Raw genomic sequence first — 15487 nt, 5'->3', positions numbered from 1 at the left:
ATATTCTGCTTTAGATAAAAAAATGGATTTGTCATTTTTGACAAATCCAATAGTAATTTTTATTCATTTACTTCCATTGAATAAGGATTTTTGCCTATACTCTTTCTCATTTCATCGGTCATTAAAAAAGGTTCGTTTCCAACAGCTTCATTCTCTGATTGATCAAGATGAAAACTGCCATCATAATGTACTGGTTTTTGCTCCATAAATTATCCACCCCTACAATGTTTACACTTAAGATACCCAATTTTAGTTCTTATTACTTAGAAGACCTGCGGAATTTCACCTTACTATAGTTATGTCGTTCGGGTCTTTGTGACTATTATTATAACTGAAAATAATTTGAAAGAACATAATAAATTGAAAATAAAAACAGTAAAAAAGGACTAGCTGATTTTTTAGCTAGTCCTTTTAAAAATATACATGTTTTAAATTATTTTATAGCAGCGTTTACTGCTTCTATTACTTGATCTGTTGTTTGCATGTTTAAGACTTGCTGGGCAAGTCCTTCCATGTCAGACTTCTTAAGATTTTTAATTAATGAGCGTGCTTTAAGAATAGAAGTAGCACTCATCGAGAATTCATCTAGTCCGAGGCCGAGTAGAATTGGAATCGCTGTTTCGTCGCCAGCCATTTCTCCGCACATACCCGCCCATTTACCTTCTGCGTGAGCAGCATCGATGACCATTTTTACTAATCGTAAAATTGATGGGCTATACGGCTGGTATAGATAGGAGACACGCTGATTCATGCGGTCGGCTGCCATTGTATATTGAATCAAATCATTAGTACCAATACTGAAGAAATCTACTTCTTTGGCAAATTGATCAGCTAGAACCGCAGTCGATGGAATTTCAACCATGATACCAAGTTCAATTTTTTCAGCAACTTTTTGCCCGACTGAGATTAATTTTTGCTTTTCCTCTTCAAGAATGGCTTTTGCTGCCCTGAATTCATCTAGAGTGGCAATCATTGGAAACATAATTTTCAAGTTTCCGTATACACTTGCGCGTAATAATGCCTTAAGCTGTGTCCGAAAAATCCCTTGCTCTTCCAGACATAAACGAATCGCTCGGAAGCCTAAGAATGGATTCATCTCTTTCGGTAATTCCAAGTATGGAAGTTCTTTGTCGCCGCCTATGTCCAATGTCCGAACTACAACTGGCTTTCCTTCCATGCCTTCTAGGACTGCCTTATATGCCTCGAACTGTTCTTCCTCTGTTGGCAGCTGATCTCGGCCCATATAAAGGAATTCAGTCCGATAGAGGCCAACTCCCTCGCCGCCGTTTTCTTTGACTCCTTTTAAATCCTTTGGAGTACCGATGTTCGCAGCCAGTTCAACGTGATGCCCGTCAGCGGAAACAGTAGGCTCGTTGACAAGCTTGGCCCATTCAGCTTTTTGCGTTTCGAAGTCTTCATGAACTTTCTTGTACTGCTCCACGAGTTCAGGGGTTGGGTTAATATGTACTTCACCCTTTAGCCCATCGACAATGACCAAATCGCCATTTTGAATTTCTTCGGTAGCTGACTTAGTTCCAACCACAGCCGGAATTTCCAGTGAGCGCGCCATAATAGCGGAGTGGGATGTCCGTCCGCCAATATTTGTTGTAAACCCTTTTACAAATTGTCGGTTTAATTGTGCTGTGTCCGAAGGGGTCAGATCTTCTGAAACGATAATGACTTCTTCCGCAATCATGCTTGGATTTGGCAGCTGCACGCCTAACAAATGAGCTAGTACACGCTTAGTCACGTCGCGGATATCCGCAGCACGCTCCTTCATGTATTCATTATCCATTTGTTCGAACATCATTACAAACATATCCGCAGTTTCTTTAAGGGCTGCTTCTGCATTTACGTTCTCGGACCCGATCTTATCTTCAATCGGATTATTTAATTCTGGATCACTTAAAACAAGGAGATGCGCTTCAAAAATGGCTGCCTTATCAGGGCCAAGGTCAACCTTTGCTCGGTCGCGAATGATTTCAAGTTCAGACTTCGCTTTTGCCATGGCATCACGAAAACGTGCTACTTCAGATGAAGTATCTTCAACTTTTTTCTGTTCAAATGATAAATCTGGTTCAACAAGACGGTATGCCTTCGCAATGGCAATACCATTTGATGCAGCAATACCCTGTAAAAAAGTCATTATTCAGCCAATCCTTCTTTTCTCAATGTTTCTTCCAGGCTGTTTAATGCGTCGTTTGCATCGCTGCCTTCTGCTGTAATTTTGATTTCGGCTCCCTTGCCAATGCCGAGGGACATAACGCCCATAATCGACTTTAAGTTAACTGTTTTGCCTTTATGTTCAAGATTGATTTCTGAATCAAATCTGCTAGCTGTTTGAACTAAAAGTGTTGCTGGTCTAGCATGAATTCCTGTATCTGCTGTTACTGTAAATTGTTTTTCTGCCATCTTCAATCAAACTCCTTTTTTTATGTAGATAAATAAAAATTAATGCTCACTTTCATAAAATAGCCAAAAATACCTTCTTTAGTCAAATAAGACATTAAAGAAATAAAGTAAAGAATTTAAATTTATTTTCCCCTGAAAGTTATCCAAACATGTAATGATTATTTATCTATCAAGGTTATATAATAATGGTACAAATGGTAGAATAGCATTTTCTTTAAATTCATTCAAATATTTTGTGTTTACGTTCACAAAAACGTCAAAAACATTAAAAACCGTCCAAACGGACGGCTTTTGTTTTTTTAAATCTTAATTATTTAATTTTCGCTCACTGCTTGGGGAAAATCGCTCGGTTCATCGACCGGTATGACCGCGGACACTAAAGCCTCTTCGACCGCTAAAGAGTATTTTGCCTTATCCTTGTCACCCCAGCCAAATTTGTCAGACATATAATTTATTACTTGTTTTTTATATTTCCGAACTGTTTGTATATCAAATAATATTGCACCTGTGCGGCGATTTAAGAAGTCGATTGGCGTAGCAATCATTTCATGCTCAATTGCGTAAATTAGTTTTGCAAATAAATCCAAAGGCAGTTTGTATTTTACTGCGTCATCCTTATTCTTTCTTATTAGGTTAAAGACTGTGTCAATATTTGAACCGTACATTCTCGCTAATTTTTCAGCTTCTTTGCTGGACAGCCCTAGCTCTGCCCCGTTCTGAACTTGTTTTGAAACATAGGAATTAAAATTGGCGGAACCTCCTACATTCCCTCCTGATATCGGCATGTTTCTTGTTTGGCATGAAGGAAGAGTTCTCCCTTCTTCTGATTGAAATTTATCAACTAGCAAATCAACAACTGTATCCGCCATTTTCCGATACCCCGTTAATTTGCCGCCGGCAATCGTAATCAAACCAGACTTAGACTCCCAGATTTCATCCTTTCGGGAAATTTCAGAAGGATCCTTTCCTTCCTCATAGATAAGCGGCCGTACACCAGCCCAGCTGGATTCAATATCCTGTTCCGTAATCTTTACGTCTGGAAACATATAATTAATTGCATTAATGATATAGGTACGATCTGATTTTGTCATTTGTGGATTTACTGCATCTTCCTTATAAAAAGTATCGGTCGTACCAACATAAGCCTTCCCATCTCTCGGAATTGCGAAAACCATTCGGCCGTCTGGTGTATCAAAATATATTGCTTGCTTTAATGGGAACCGGGATTGGTCGATAACTAGATGAACCCCTTTTGAAAGCTGAAGTGTTTTTCCTTTTTTAGATTTGTCCATTTCACGGATATGATCAACCCAAGGACCGGCAGCATTAACAATTTTTTTCGCCCTAATTTCGTATTTGTCACCAGTTATCTGATCCTCAACAATTACTCCGACAACCTTTCCATTTTCATAAATAAGCTTGGTTACCTTTGTATAGTTGCAGGCTATTGCTCCATTTTCAACTGCGGCCTTCATTACTTCAATGGTCAGTCTAGCATCATCAGTACGATATTCAACATAATAGCCCCCGCCTTTTAAACCATCCTTTTTCACCAGCGGCTCCTTAGCGAGCGTTTGTTCAGCCGTTAACATGCTGCGGCGTTCAGATTTTTTCACCCCTGCCAAAAAATCATATACCCGAAGTCCAATCGAAGTGCTGAACGGGCCGAAGGTACCGCCTGTATGCATGGGCAAGAGCATCCATTCAGGCGTCGTAACATGAGGTCCATTTTCATACACAATGGCCCTTTCCTTTCCAACTTCAGCCACCATCTTCACTTCAAATTGTTTTAAATAACGCAGCCCGCCATGGACTAGCTTCGTTGATCTGCTGGAGGTTCCTGCCGCAAAATCCTGCATTTCAACCAAGGCGGTACTCATCCCTCTAGTTGCCGCGTCTAATGCGATTCCGGCACCTGTAATGCCTCCGCCAATTACCAAAACGTCATATACTTCACTTTTTATTTTGTCTACAATTCCAACCCGATTTAAATTTGAGAATTTCACCGTCGATTCCTCCCATTAAAATGCCTTATTATTTAATATGCGATTATTTTTTAAGGGGAAATAAAAAGAGACCACAAAAGACATTACCGAATTGATAATGTTTTGTGGTCTCTCCAATTTCTCCAGACAATTTATTAACTTAATAAAATGATACCATAATTTTCTTCAAATGGTTAGTAAATTATTTAAAAACCATCGCTGCTTTTACTGCCTTTTTCCAGCCTTCATACAATCCAGTCCGGTTTTCGTCTGACATGTTTGGATTGAATTGCTTATCGATAGCCCATTGTTTTGAAATTTCCTCTTGGCTTTTCCAGAATCCGACTGCAAGACCTGCTAAATAGGCTGCTCCAAGTGCTGTCGTTTCATTAATGACTGGTCTTTCAACCGGTACATTGAGAATATCGCTTTGGAAATTCATTAAGAGGTTATTCTTTACAGCACCACCGTCAACGCGCAGGGTTTTTAGTTCAATACCTGAATCGGCTTCCATCGCAGATAATACATCTCTGGTTTGGTAAGCCAGTGATTCAAGTGTCGCCCTAATAAAATGTTCCTTTGTTGTACCGCGTGTCAAGCCAAATACGGCCCCACGCACTTCACTATCCCAGTATGGTGTTCCTAATCCCACAAACGCCGGTACAATATATACACCATCAGTCGATTCCACCCTTTCGGCATAAACCTCGCTATCCTTTGCATCCTTGAACATCCTTAACCCATCGCGCAGCCATTGGATCGCCGACCCAGCAACAAAGATACTGCCTTCCAGCGCATATTCAACCTTGCCATTCAATCCCCAAGCGATCGTTGTCAGCAGACCATGGTCTGAACGGACAGCCTTTTCCCCAGTATTCATTAACATAAAGCAGCCTGTGCCATACGTGTTTTTGGCCATCCCTTTTTCAAAGCATGCCTGGCCAAACAAGGCTGCCTGCTGATCGCCTGCGACACCAGCAATCGGTATTTCCTTGCCAAAAAAGTGATAATCAATTGTGTTGGCATAAACCTCAGATGATGGGCGAACCTCGGGCAACATGGACTTTGGAACACTTAAAATTTCCAATAGTTCATCATCCCATTTTAGCTCATAGATGTTAAACAGCAGCGTACGCGAAGCATTGGAATAATCCGTCACATGGGCCCGCCTGCCGGACAATTTCCAAATCAGCCAAGTGTCAATTGTCCCAAATAGCAATTTCCCTGCTTCCGCTTTTTCCCGTGCTCCTTCAACATTATCTAAAATCCATTTTACTTTCGTTCCTGAAAAATAGGCATCAATCAGCAAACCTGTTTTATTACGGAAGGTTTCCTGATACCCTTTTTCTTTTAACTCTTCACAAATTTCGCTCGTTTGTCTTGACTGCCAGACGATAGCATTATAAACAGGAACTCCTGTCTCTTTATCCCAGACAACAGTTGTTTCCCGCTGATTGGTAATACCGATTCCGGCAACCTGTTCCGGTTTAACTCCTGATTCCGAGAGGACAGCAGCTATAACAGCAAGAATAGAACCCCATATTTCATTGGGATTGTGCTCTACCCAGCCTGGCTTTGGAAAATACTGAGAAAACTCCTTCTGGGCGGAATAGACTATTTCGCCACTTTGATTAAAAAGAATTGCACGGGAACTTGTAGTTCCTTGATCTAGCGATAAAATATACTTTTCCATACTTACACCTCACATTCAAAAAAGGAGAACCACAAACTAGCCGCATTAAACGACCAACTGTGTTTCTCCTTATCTCCGTCACAAAATATTAACTTGTTAAATTGAGTATATAAAGTTCTGAAAACGGTGTCAACCTATTTTTTCAAATAGGTTCCAGAGTTCTCTTTTTGAGGTTGTTATTGCACTGGCGCCTGCATTTAGGGCATTTTCGATCTCATCTGCTGTTCGAATTAGTCCGCCTGCAAAAATCGGGATATTAATGCGTTCTTTCACTTCTTTAATCATCCACGGCATTGCCCCTGGAAGAACTTCAATATAATCCGGCTGGGTTTTTTCGATTAGCTTATAGCTTTTTTCAAGGGCGTGGCTGTCAATTAAAAAAATCCTCTGAACCGCGATGACTCCCTTTTGCTTGGCTTTCTGGATCACTCCAGCCTTTGTGGAAATAAGTCCGTACGGCTTGAACTCCTGGCAAATATATTCCGTTGCATATTCATCATTTTTAATGCCATGAATTAAGTCAACATGGTAGATCATTTTTTTCCGAGATTGGTTGGCCATTTGATTAATATTTTTCAGCTGGGCAATATGCATATCTAAAAAAACCCCAATTTCGTACGGACTTTTTAAAAACTGTTCAAATTCCTTCATGTTTCCAGAGGCCGGCAAGATTTTTTGTTTCATCGTATTTAAGTTCACCTACTAGTTTTAAATGTCTGCTTTTTTTGTTCTTTTCGTATTTCCTTCAGTTGCAATTTTAATGTTTGTGCTTCCTGTTGAACATAGTTCTTATCCTCAATAGAAGCTTCATCTCCGCCATAGCGTACCCTTTCATAAATTTGAATGGTTTCATTTGACAAATGAAGTCCAGTCCTCTGCCGCCACTCTTTAAGCGTCTCGTTTGCTGCTCGCCCTAAACGCAAACGCTGCGCAAATTTTTCCAGCCGAAAAATTTCCTTTCGAATAAAATCATCCGGCGGCACTGCCTTTCTTTTAAAAATGGAGGTGAATACTCCGCCAGGCTCACCTTCCGAAATAATCATGGAATGATGAAAATGACTGCCTGATTCCTTCAGTCTTGATTTCTTTCGAAGCAAATATATGACAAACCCAACTACAGTGCAGAGAGCAAGAAAATATAAAACATTTTCCGTTACTTCGAAGGATCTTGGCTGATAGTCAAATCCCTCGTTTGTACCTTCCCCAACCTTTGTGGTAGGTTTATAGTCGCTGCTGCCAAATAAGGATAGAGCAAATTCGATAAAGCGTATCACAGGGACTGCAAGGCCTGAAAATAGAAAAACAATACCTTGCAAAATACTCGAGAAAATCAGCTGAATATATTTTAATAAGAACATAAAGGCAATTCCAATCACTGTCACACTTGCCATTATTCTAAAAAAATAAAAGGCAAATTTCGCTTTGTCATTGGTAACTGCAGACCACTTCCTACAGAAACCGTCCGTTATGATGACGACAATAAAAAGGATAATTTGAGAAATAATCGCATTTTGATATGGATAGGAAATCATTGCGGAATACACAAGGGCGATAATCCCAAGAGTAAATGAAAAAAATAACAATATGGTTTTTGAAAGCCCTGAACTTTCATCATAAATGGAAATTCCTCGCCAAAAAACAAACAAACCTATTACCGATGCGAAAAAAAGAGACAGCCCCTTAAGATGACCGATGATGACGATGGCCGGCAAGATGATGACTAAAAAAAGCCATTTCCCCTTATTTGCAAACCTTTCTAGCAATATGAAAAATAAAATAATGCTGATAAAGCCTAAAGAAGAAAACAGCAAAATAGGCGGAAACCTTTTTTGACCGATAAAAAATAAAAACAGGAATAAATTAGCAATGATTATTTCTAATATAAAATGTGAGGACGCGGCTGCAATTCGATACATCATAGTGGCAGCCTTCTTTCTTTTTGAATTTCCAACTCACCAAAAAGGCAATCTTCCCCTGCTAACGTCAATTCCATTAATCTCACACCTTTTTGCGCTTCATTTAATAGCAGCCTATTTGTTTCCTCAGTCCTGACTCCGAGATGAATAAAAAAGGGCTGTCTTGCGAAATGGCGCTGATAGAATGAAACAAGCTGATGATAGGGCAAAGTTGTATTAAGTGAACTGACGGAGGAAAGGGTTTCCAGAACCTTTTGTAAATGCTCTTTTCCCTCCCCTTTGGGCAAATAAAGAAAAGGTGTGCTCCCTGCTGTTCGAACGTTGATACATAAAGAAAAAGGGAATTGCTGTTGATAGGCATAATACGCAAATTCTGCAATCGCACTTATGTATGTTTCAAGATCACCGGTAATGGAATGCCCATTAGAAATATTCAGGCCGATTACGCAGCCCGTTTCAGAAATTTTTTCATAAAGTTTCGTTTGTAAAATTTGCTTTCTAGCACTTGCTTTCCAATGAATTCGGTTAAAGCTGTCGGTTGAAACATAGTCCCGAGTTCCTAACGGACCGAGGCGCTCCTCAAAAACAGAAAAGGGAACGGCATTATGTCCTTGTCGGATTGTCTTTTGTTCCATTAAACCTTTTACCGGTAAGGTGGATGGATAAACAACAGCCTGTTGTTTTAACAGAAATCTGGACTCTAACACCATTTCCCCAAACCCAATTAAACTTGGGAGACGGTATTCGATTTTGCGAATCCGAGCAATGCCTCTTTTGATTGCCGTAAATGGAATTTCCACATGTTTTGTTTGATTAGTAAAAATGGAAAAAGGGACATTAACCTCGTACAAAGAAAACCCATCTTCTTGTTCATTTCCTTTGGGAGCTACATAGGAATCAAAGGAGACTCTTAATTCCCCTTTAATGATTGGATACCCATGGTTTTTGAACACTATGTCCCAGTTACCCTCCTCACCAATAAAAAAGCGATTCAATTCATTTCTATCTTCTAAAACAAGGCCGTTCCCTACTTTCTTCAAATAATAACGATTAAACATGATTATTGCCAGAAAAAAGCCGGCTAAAAAAAGAGTCCATTTTGATTGGATATAGAGTCCAATTATAATCATAACAATGGCCAAACCGACAAGGCCAGGAATTACCTGGTCCTCTATTGAATATTTGTTCCAGTTCATCCGTTTGCCCCCGCTTCTACTGGAACAGGAACCGAATCGATAATTTCCAAAATAATCTCCTCTTGGGATTTGGTTAGCGACCCTTCGATTGATAGGATGATTCGATGTCCGATTACAAATGGAGCAACTGACTTTATATCAGCAGGCGTTACATAGGTGCGTCCGTTTAAAAAAGCTTTCCCTTGAGAAGCTTTCATAAGTGCCAATGTTCCCCGCGGGCTGACCCCGAGTTCAATACTGCTGTGCTCCCTCGTTCTTCTGATAATAGATAGCAGGTAATCTTCAATATCGTTTGTCATGTAAACCTTGTTTACTTCCTTCTTTAACTCCTCGAGATCAGAAAGAAAAAAAACGGGACTGACTGGATTCTGCCCTGGATTTACCTGGCCGTTATGCATTATCTGTTTTTCTTCTTCAAATGTAGGATAACCCACCTTTATTTTCATAAAAAAACGGTCCATTTGCGCAACAGGCAACGGGAAAGTCCCTTGCTGGGATTCTACCGGGTTTTGCGTTGCGATGACCATAAACGGCTCATTAATCGGAACAGTAATACCGTCAATCGTGACCTGTCGCTCTTCCATAACCTCTAATAAACTGGATTGTGTTCTCGGAGTTGCTCGATTAATCTCATCTGCCAAGACAAGGTTAGCCATTATTGGCCCCGGGCGAAGCTCAAATTCCTGAACCTTTGGATTAAAAAATTGGATTCCCGTGACATCACTCGGAAGAACATCGGAGGTAAACTGGATTCTAGAAAAGTGTCCGCCAATTGCTGCTGCAAAACTTTTCGCAAGCATGGTCTTCCCCGTCCCTGGCACACTTTCAAGTAAAATATGCCCATTAAACAATAAAGAAATTGCCATCAACTCTACTTCCAAATCTTTTCCGACAATTACTTTACTAATCTCCTGCTTTAATGATTGGATATTTTCTATTAAGGCCATTCCCTCAGCTCCCTGGAAGTTTCTTCTATATATGTAGTCCTTTTATTTTATCAAATTTTTCCACTTTTCCAAACATACTGGTAAAAAAAGAACCCTATTATAAATGGGTTCGTTCCTTTAACTTCTCGGCTCTTTTAAATATTGGTAGAGAACATCTCCATTCCGCTGAGCAATGCCGCGGAAGTGTTTAAAATCTTTTCTTTTTACCAGCACCTGACGGAAATCCATAAATTCCCCAACGTTAACGTAATATTCGGAAAGCTCTCCGTTCATAAGACGATTTAAGATATCGTTAACTGTTTCTTCCCTCATTTTTCAGCACCTCTTTCCACTTCCTTATTTTAACGTAAAAACCTAATTTAAAGCTAATTTCATCCCTAAATATGAAAACGTTACCATAATCTAATTATATTTCCAGAATTTTTTTACAAAAACATATAAGAAATTAACTAAATTGTAACATTAACACCTTTACGAATTTGGAAAAATAGTGCAAACTGTTATTTAAATAGTTTTTAAGTTTGCTAGATAAAGGAGAGAGGAAATTTGAAAAAAGCAGAGGTAGGAAATATCATCGAATTTCGCGGCGGACTACAAGGGATTGTTGAAAAGGTGAATGAAAATTCTGTAATAGTTGACTTAACATATATGGATAATTATCGTGATTTAGAATTAGATCAGCGTACAGTTGTTAATCATAAAAATTATAAGGTTGTTAAAGAAACCGCTTACTAATTATTTGAAAAGGCAGAATGCACACTGCCTTTTCTTCTTTTTTATACCGGAAAACCGTTTATTTTCCTTGGTCCGTTTCCTTTGAAAGTTCTTTAAACGATTTAACTTTGCCATGAGGATTTTGATCCTGCTTTCTGACCGTCCATTCACGTTCCTTTTGACTTTGTGATTTACTCATTCTCTTCACTCCTTTCTCGATTATATTTTTTTCATTTAAAGATATTCTTATCAGCGTAATTGGATAAAATGTATATTGAAATCTTTTCCTTTACATATTGAGTTATGATCTTCGAAGGAGCCTATTATGGAATTAAAACGAACCCTGGATTTACGTCTAATTACCGGATTGATTATCGCCCATGCCCTACTCTTTTTTTCTTTTCATGATAAGGCGATATTTTGGTACATTTTTTCCGGTTCCATCCTAATACTAATCGCCTTTTCCACGTTTCAGGGAGACGTGGAAGATGAGGCCACTTTTATCAAGTATTTATTTTTAGGTGTCATTTCCGGTTTGCTATTATATTTGCTGTTTTGGATTGGCTATCAGCTGTTCGAGATGGCCAATTCAGGCTTTAAAAAAGATGTAAGACGTTTGTACAGATGGTTTGCCCCTTCGTTATTCTGGCACTATTTAGCCTTAATTTTAGTGGCAGCACCTGGCGAAGAAATGTTCTGGAGAGGGTTTGTCCAAAAAAGACTGTTAAAATACCTCAAACCGTACGTCGCCATTATTTCTAGCTCTATATTATATGGGTCAGTCCATATTTATTCGGGGTCCTTTTTACTAATGTTCGCTGCCTTCGTCTCTGGTCTTGTCTGGGGGTTTTTATACTTTTGGAAAAAAAGCATGCCCCTCGTTATTGTTTCTCATATCATTTTTGACATGATGATGTTCATTTTTCTGCCACTAACATAAAAGCAGCTGACCTGAGCAGCTGCTTTTCAATTTCTTTCTGGGGGTGTAAATGGCTTCATCCACAGGAGAATAAAAAAACTCATGCAAATATAACCGAACAACGGATAGAGGTAGGACAAAAGTGTTCCATAATTCACCAAGCTAATTAAGTAAGATACTGTAAAAATAGCCGTTACAGAAACTAGCGTCGGTACAGGCATATATTGCTTTAACTGCCGGTCGAGACCAAAAACATTCCCAATAACTGAAGTAAAAATTTCTCCATAAATGATAAGAACAAAAATCCAATAGAAAAACGGGGCTAAATTTCTCATAATAACGGCCATCGGAATTTCATATAATTCCAGGTTTGGGAGCATGATTAATGTAAAGTGGCTGGCAATTAATATTACCGTCAAAGCCACACCACCAAGAATTCCCCCCCATTTGATCGTCCAATCGTCCTTCACTTCTGATGCAATCGGCACTAGTACCGCTTGAGCAAGTCCAAGATTCAAGGCAGCATACGAAAATGGTGCAATAACGCTTTTCCACCCATCAGAAGCATGAGGAATATACAAAAATTGCTCTAAAAAGTTTGGCATTTGCAAAGACAAAAGCATTAAAATCAAACTAAACCCAATCATTAAGGGAACTACAAAGGTATTGACAGCAAAAAGCCCCTTAGTACCTACAAGCATCACCAAATAGGATAAAAAAATGGTGATAAACACCCCCGCATTTTTTGGCAATCCAAGCTGTTCTTCAAAAACAGCTCCTGCTCCTGCCAGCATAACGGCACTTACCCCAAGCAGCATAAATAGCATAAAAAAATTGATGATGCCTCCAGCCCATTTTCCAAATAAATAATCATTAAATTCCTGGTACGATTTTGCATTAATTTGCGCAGCGATCCTCATCAGTTTTGAACCAATTACAACGAAAAGATAGCCGCTCATTAATATACTTATAAAGCCAAAGAAACCAAACCGTGAGAAAAATTCCACGATTTCTTTTCCTGTAGCGAATCCTGCTCCAACAACAGTCCCCACATAGACTGCCGCTATTTGAAAAGCTTGATTCCAGCTTTTTTTCACATCATCTCCCCCTTATCACAAATATATGACCAAAGGGACAAACAATGACGAGCTTTTTCTCGTAAGCTTATTTTCCTATCATGGAAAAAATTTCACCAAGCGAAAGACTTGAAAGTCAAAAAAGGTCAGAGTATACTATGGTCATAAGGTCAAATATAGTCAAAGTCAAATTGATAAAAGCTAATAACAAGGAGGTTGTTTACATGCTTTGTCAAAAATGTAATCAAAATCAAGCAAATGTACAATTAAACATGAATGTTAATGGGCAGCGTCATGATTTGAAACTTTGCCATGAATGCTATACAAAGGAGAAAAATGCATTAGGTGCAGGCTTTGGAATGAATAAGAACCCATTCAACGGTTTTCCATTTGAAGAGCTTTTTGCTAGCAAAAACTTTTCCCAAGGCCACATTCCAAATGGTCAATTTAGTCCGGCAGTTGAGAATAAAAACGGCCGCGGCGGCTTTATCGATCAATTTGGCCGTAACCTCACACAAATGGCTAAAGCCGGCTTGATTGACCCGGTTATTGGCCGTGATCACGAGATTAAACGAGTCATTGAGGTATTAAACAGAAGAAATAAAAACAATCCTGTGTTAATTGGTGAACCTGGTGTTGGTAAAACGGCAATTGCGGAAGGTCTTGCCTTAAAGATTGCCGATGGCGATGTACCAGGCAAACTGCAAAATAAAGAAGTTTATTTATTGGATGTAGCTTCTTTAGTTGCCAATACCGGGATCCGCGGTCAATTTGAAGAGCGGATGAAGCAGTTAATCGCTGAATTGCAGGAGCGGAAAAACATCATTTTATTCATTGATGAAATCCATCTGCTTGTTGGTGCAGGCTCTGCTGAAGGCTCTATGGATGCCGGCAATATTTTAAAGCCGGCCCTTGCCCGCGGTGAACTTCAGGTTATTGGTGCTACGACATTAAAAGAATACCGCCAAATTGAAAAAGATTCAGCCTTAGAACGCCGCTTCCAGCCTATTCAGGTTCAAGAGCCTGATACAGATGCAGCCATTGCCATCCTTAAAGGGATTCAGAAAAAATATGAGGACTTTCATGAGGTCAATTATTCAGACGAAGCCGTCCACGCTTGTGTGACCTTATCGCAGCGCTATATTCAAGACCGCTTCCTGCCTGATAAGGCGATAGATTTATTAGATGAATCAGGTTCAAAACTAAATCTAACTACAGATTATCGGAATAATGAACAAATCGAGGCCCGTCTTAAGGAAATTGCCGCTAAAAAGGAAACAGCATTAAAAAAAGAAAACTATGAACTGGCAGCAAAGCTTCGTGATGAAGAAACACAACTTGAAAAGGCATTAAATAGTGCCTCAAAAACGGAGCGACCAGTTGTTTCAGTTTCCGATATCCAAAAAATTATTGAAGAAAAAACTGGGATTCCGGTCGGTAAACTTCAAGAAGACGAGCAGTTTAAAATGAAATCACTGGAAGAGAATTTGAATAAAAAGGTTATTGGCCAGGAACAAGCCGTTCAGAAGGTCGCAAAAGCTGTTCGCCGCAGCCGTGCCGGTTTAAAAGCAAAAAATCGTCCGATCGGGTCCTTCTTATTTGTCGGTCCAACAGGTGTTGGTAAAACAGAATTATCTAAGACTCTTGCAGAAGAATTATTTGGCACGAAGGATTCGATGATTCGACTTGATATGAGCGAATACATGGAAAAACACAGCGTATCAAAATTAATTGGTTCTCCTCCAGGTTATGTCGGCCATGAGGAGGCTGGTCAATTAACCGAAAAAGTCCGCCGTAATCCATATAGCATTATTCTCTTGGATGAGATAGAAAAGGCCCATCCTGACGTCATGCATATGTTCCTGCAAATACTTGAGGACGGACGTCTTACTGACAGCCAAGGAAGAGTGGTAAGCTTTAAGGACACCGTAATTATCATGACAAGTAATGCCGGCGTTGGCCACAAAAACATTCACGTTGGCTTTGGAACATCCAATGCTGTGGAAGAAGCTAGCATCCTTGACTCTCTTGGCAGCTTCTTCAAGCCGGAATTTTTAAACCGCTTTGACAGCATCATTGAATTTAAACCACTGGATAAAGAGCATATCTTATCTATTGTCGACCTAATGGCTTCTGAGTTGCAAGAAACATTAAAAGAACAGAACATTGAACTAACCATTTCAGTAGAAGCGAAAGGAAAATTAGCAGAACTTGGCTACCATCCTTCATTTGGTGCTCGTCCATTAAGACGTGCCATTCAGGAACAGCTCGAGGATAAAATTACTGATTTTATTTTAGACCAGCCAGATGCTAAACATCTTTCTGCTATTTTAGAAGATGGCCAAATCAAAGTTGTCACTGAAAAGGTGACAGTTTAAAAATAAAAAGCGAAGCCCTACGTCTTCGCTCAGATTGTCGAGAAAGGGTATTTTTCTCGGCAATTTTTTATTTTGTCCAAACCTAAAATACCAAACTTTTAATGTTTATCCCTGCTAATGGGCCTGTTGATTTCCGCTCCGGGCACTCGCTTTCCGCGGGGAGCTCCTGGAGCCTCCTCGGCGCTTTTGGCGCCTGCGGGGTCTCCACTCCAGTGACCTCTATATCCCGCAGGAGTCAAGTGCCCTCCGCT

Annotated in this window: 15 protein-coding genes; 3 read left to right on the top strand and 12 right to left on the bottom strand. The window is 39.7% G+C overall.

The features are described from left to right. Window positions 1–59 precede the first annotated feature (59 nt). From V5M37_RS08485 to V5M37_RS08440, 10 genes are all read right to left on the bottom strand, one after another. Window positions 60–206 (bottom strand): hypothetical protein, encoded by a 147-nt coding sequence (locus V5M37_RS08485; protein WP_423801576.1) that lies wholly within the window; start codon window positions 204–206, stop codon window positions 60–62. 227 nt (window positions 207–433) lie between these two features. Then, window positions 434–2146, bottom strand: a complete 1713-nt coding sequence (ptsP, locus tag V5M37_RS08480; protein ID WP_423801575.1) for a phosphoenolpyruvate--protein phosphotransferase — start codon at window positions 2144–2146, stop codon at window positions 434–436. Beyond that, a complete protein-coding gene (locus V5M37_RS08475) occupies window positions 2146–2412 on the bottom strand; it encodes a phosphocarrier protein HPr (protein ID WP_213116509.1) in 267 nt (88 codons plus the stop codon). Before V5M37_RS08475 ends, ptsP begins: the two co-directional genes overlap by 1 nt. 314 nt (window positions 2413–2726) lie before the next feature. Beyond that, window positions 2727–4418: a glycerol-3-phosphate dehydrogenase/oxidase gene (locus V5M37_RS08470; RefSeq protein ID WP_423801574.1), complete on the bottom strand. Its 1692-nt coding sequence runs from the start codon at window positions 4416–4418 to the stop codon at window positions 2727–2729. A 181-nt stretch (window positions 4419–4599) separates the two neighbouring features. Further along, window positions 4600–6090: a glycerol kinase GlpK gene (gene glpK, locus V5M37_RS08465; RefSeq protein ID WP_423801573.1), complete on the bottom strand. Its 1491-nt coding sequence runs from the start codon at window positions 6088–6090 to the stop codon at window positions 4600–4602. 129 nt (window positions 6091–6219) lie between these two features. Beyond that, window positions 6220–6774 (bottom strand): glycerol-3-phosphate responsive antiterminator, encoded by a 555-nt coding sequence (locus tag V5M37_RS08460; RefSeq protein ID WP_423801572.1) that lies wholly within the window; start codon window positions 6772–6774, stop codon window positions 6220–6222. Window positions 6775–6785: 11 nt separating this feature from the next. Continuing rightward, entirely contained in the window at window positions 6786–8009 is a 1224-nt protein-coding gene (locus V5M37_RS08455) for a hypothetical protein (RefSeq protein ID WP_423801571.1), read from the bottom strand. Next, window positions 8006–9202, bottom strand: a complete 1197-nt coding sequence (locus V5M37_RS08450) for a DUF58 domain-containing protein (protein WP_423801570.1) — start codon at window positions 9200–9202, stop codon at window positions 8006–8008. The genes V5M37_RS08455 and V5M37_RS08450 overlap by 4 nt, the downstream gene beginning before the upstream one ends. Next, a complete protein-coding gene (locus V5M37_RS08445) occupies window positions 9199–10149 on the bottom strand; it encodes an AAA family ATPase (protein WP_423801569.1) in 951 nt (316 codons plus the stop codon). Before V5M37_RS08445 ends, V5M37_RS08450 begins: the two co-directional genes overlap by 4 nt. Window positions 10150–10266: 117 nt before the next feature. Further along, window positions 10267–10461, bottom strand: coding sequence for a hypothetical protein (locus V5M37_RS08440; RefSeq protein ID WP_213140920.1), 195 nt, complete (start codon window positions 10459–10461; stop codon window positions 10267–10269). Between the two features lie 234 nt (window positions 10462–10695). On the opposite strand from V5M37_RS08440, the gene V5M37_RS08435 reads away from it, so the two are divergent. Continuing rightward, window positions 10696–10884: a YkvS family protein gene (locus tag V5M37_RS08435; protein WP_423801568.1), complete on the top strand. Its 189-nt coding sequence runs from the start codon at window positions 10696–10698 to the stop codon at window positions 10882–10884. Window positions 10885–10942: 58 nt separating this feature from the next. Here V5M37_RS08435 and V5M37_RS08430 read toward each other — a convergent pair whose 3' ends face one another. Then, the gene (locus V5M37_RS08430; protein WP_241113792.1) at window positions 10943–11062 is read right to left on the bottom strand and encodes a DUF6254 family protein; all 120 of its coding nucleotides are present in this window, start codon (window positions 11060–11062) and stop codon (window positions 10943–10945) included. Window positions 11063–11188: 126 nt separating this feature from the next. On the opposite strand from V5M37_RS08430, the gene V5M37_RS08425 reads away from it, so the two are divergent. Beyond that, window positions 11189–11803 (top strand): lysostaphin resistance A-like protein, encoded by a 615-nt coding sequence (locus tag V5M37_RS08425; RefSeq protein WP_423801567.1) that lies wholly within the window; start codon window positions 11189–11191, stop codon window positions 11801–11803. 26 nt (window positions 11804–11829) lie between these two features. Here V5M37_RS08425 and V5M37_RS08420 read toward each other — a convergent pair whose 3' ends face one another. Then, window positions 11830–12879 carry a GerAB/ArcD/ProY family transporter gene (locus V5M37_RS08420; RefSeq protein ID WP_423801566.1) on the bottom strand — a complete coding sequence of 350 codons (1050 nt, stop codon included), beginning with the start codon at window positions 12877–12879 and terminating at the stop codon, window positions 11830–11832. Between the two features lie 203 nt (window positions 12880–13082). Here V5M37_RS08420 and V5M37_RS08415 point away from each other — a divergent pair, with 203 nt between their 5' ends. Next, entirely contained in the window at window positions 13083–15236 is a 2154-nt protein-coding gene (locus V5M37_RS08415; protein WP_423801565.1) for an ATP-dependent Clp protease ATP-binding subunit, read from the top strand. The last annotated feature ends 251 nt before the right edge of the window (window positions 15237–15487 follow it).

The sequence above is a fragment of the Neobacillus sp. SAB-20_R2A genome, from assembly GCF_049568635.1.
Classification (GTDB): domain Bacteria; phylum Bacillota; class Bacilli; order Bacillales; family Cytobacillaceae; genus Neobacillus; species Neobacillus citreus.
Note: the sequence above shows the minus strand (reverse complement) of the source record. Positions and strands in the feature narration are given on the sequence as shown.

What these genes read in the sequence shown, in the direction of transcription:
- ptsP (WP_423801575.1), bottom strand. Translation starts at nt 2,146, where the DNA reads ATGACTTTTTTACAGGGTATTGCTGCATCAAATGGTATTGCCATTGCG.
- V5M37_RS08485 (WP_423801576.1), bottom strand. Translation starts at nt 206, where the DNA reads ATGGAGCAAAAACCAGTACATTATGATGGCAGTTTTCATCTTGATCAA.
- V5M37_RS08450 (WP_423801570.1), bottom strand. Translation starts at nt 9,202, where the DNA reads ATGAACTGGAACAAATATTCAATAGAGGACCAGGTAATTCCTGGCCTT.
- V5M37_RS08440 (WP_213140920.1), bottom strand. Translation starts at nt 10,461, where the DNA reads ATGAGGGAAGAAACAGTTAACGATATCTTAAATCGTCTTATGAACGGA.
- V5M37_RS08455 (WP_423801571.1), bottom strand. Translation starts at nt 8,009, where the DNA reads ATGATGTATCGAATTGCAGCCGCGTCCTCACATTTTATATTAGAAATA.
- V5M37_RS08445 (WP_423801569.1), bottom strand. Translation starts at nt 10,149, where the DNA reads ATGGCCTTAATAGAAAATATCCAATCATTAAAGCAGGAGATTAGTAAA.
- V5M37_RS08415 (WP_423801565.1), top strand. Translation starts at nt 13,083, where the DNA reads ATGCTTTGTCAAAAATGTAATCAAAATCAAGCAAATGTACAATTAAAC.
- V5M37_RS08425 (WP_423801567.1), top strand. Translation starts at nt 11,189, where the DNA reads ATGGAATTAAAACGAACCCTGGATTTACGTCTAATTACCGGATTGATT.
- V5M37_RS08460 (WP_423801572.1), bottom strand. Translation starts at nt 6,774, where the DNA reads ATGAAACAAAAAATCTTGCCGGCCTCTGGAAACATGAAGGAATTTGAA.
- glpK (WP_423801573.1), bottom strand. Translation starts at nt 6,090, where the DNA reads ATGGAAAAGTATATTTTATCGCTAGATCAAGGAACTACAAGTTCCCGT.
- V5M37_RS08430 (WP_241113792.1), bottom strand. Translation starts at nt 11,062, where the DNA reads ATGAGTAAATCACAAAGTCAAAAGGAACGTGAATGGACGGTCAGAAAG.
- V5M37_RS08475 (WP_213116509.1), bottom strand. Translation starts at nt 2,412, where the DNA reads ATGGCAGAAAAACAATTTACAGTAACAGCAGATACAGGAATTCATGCT.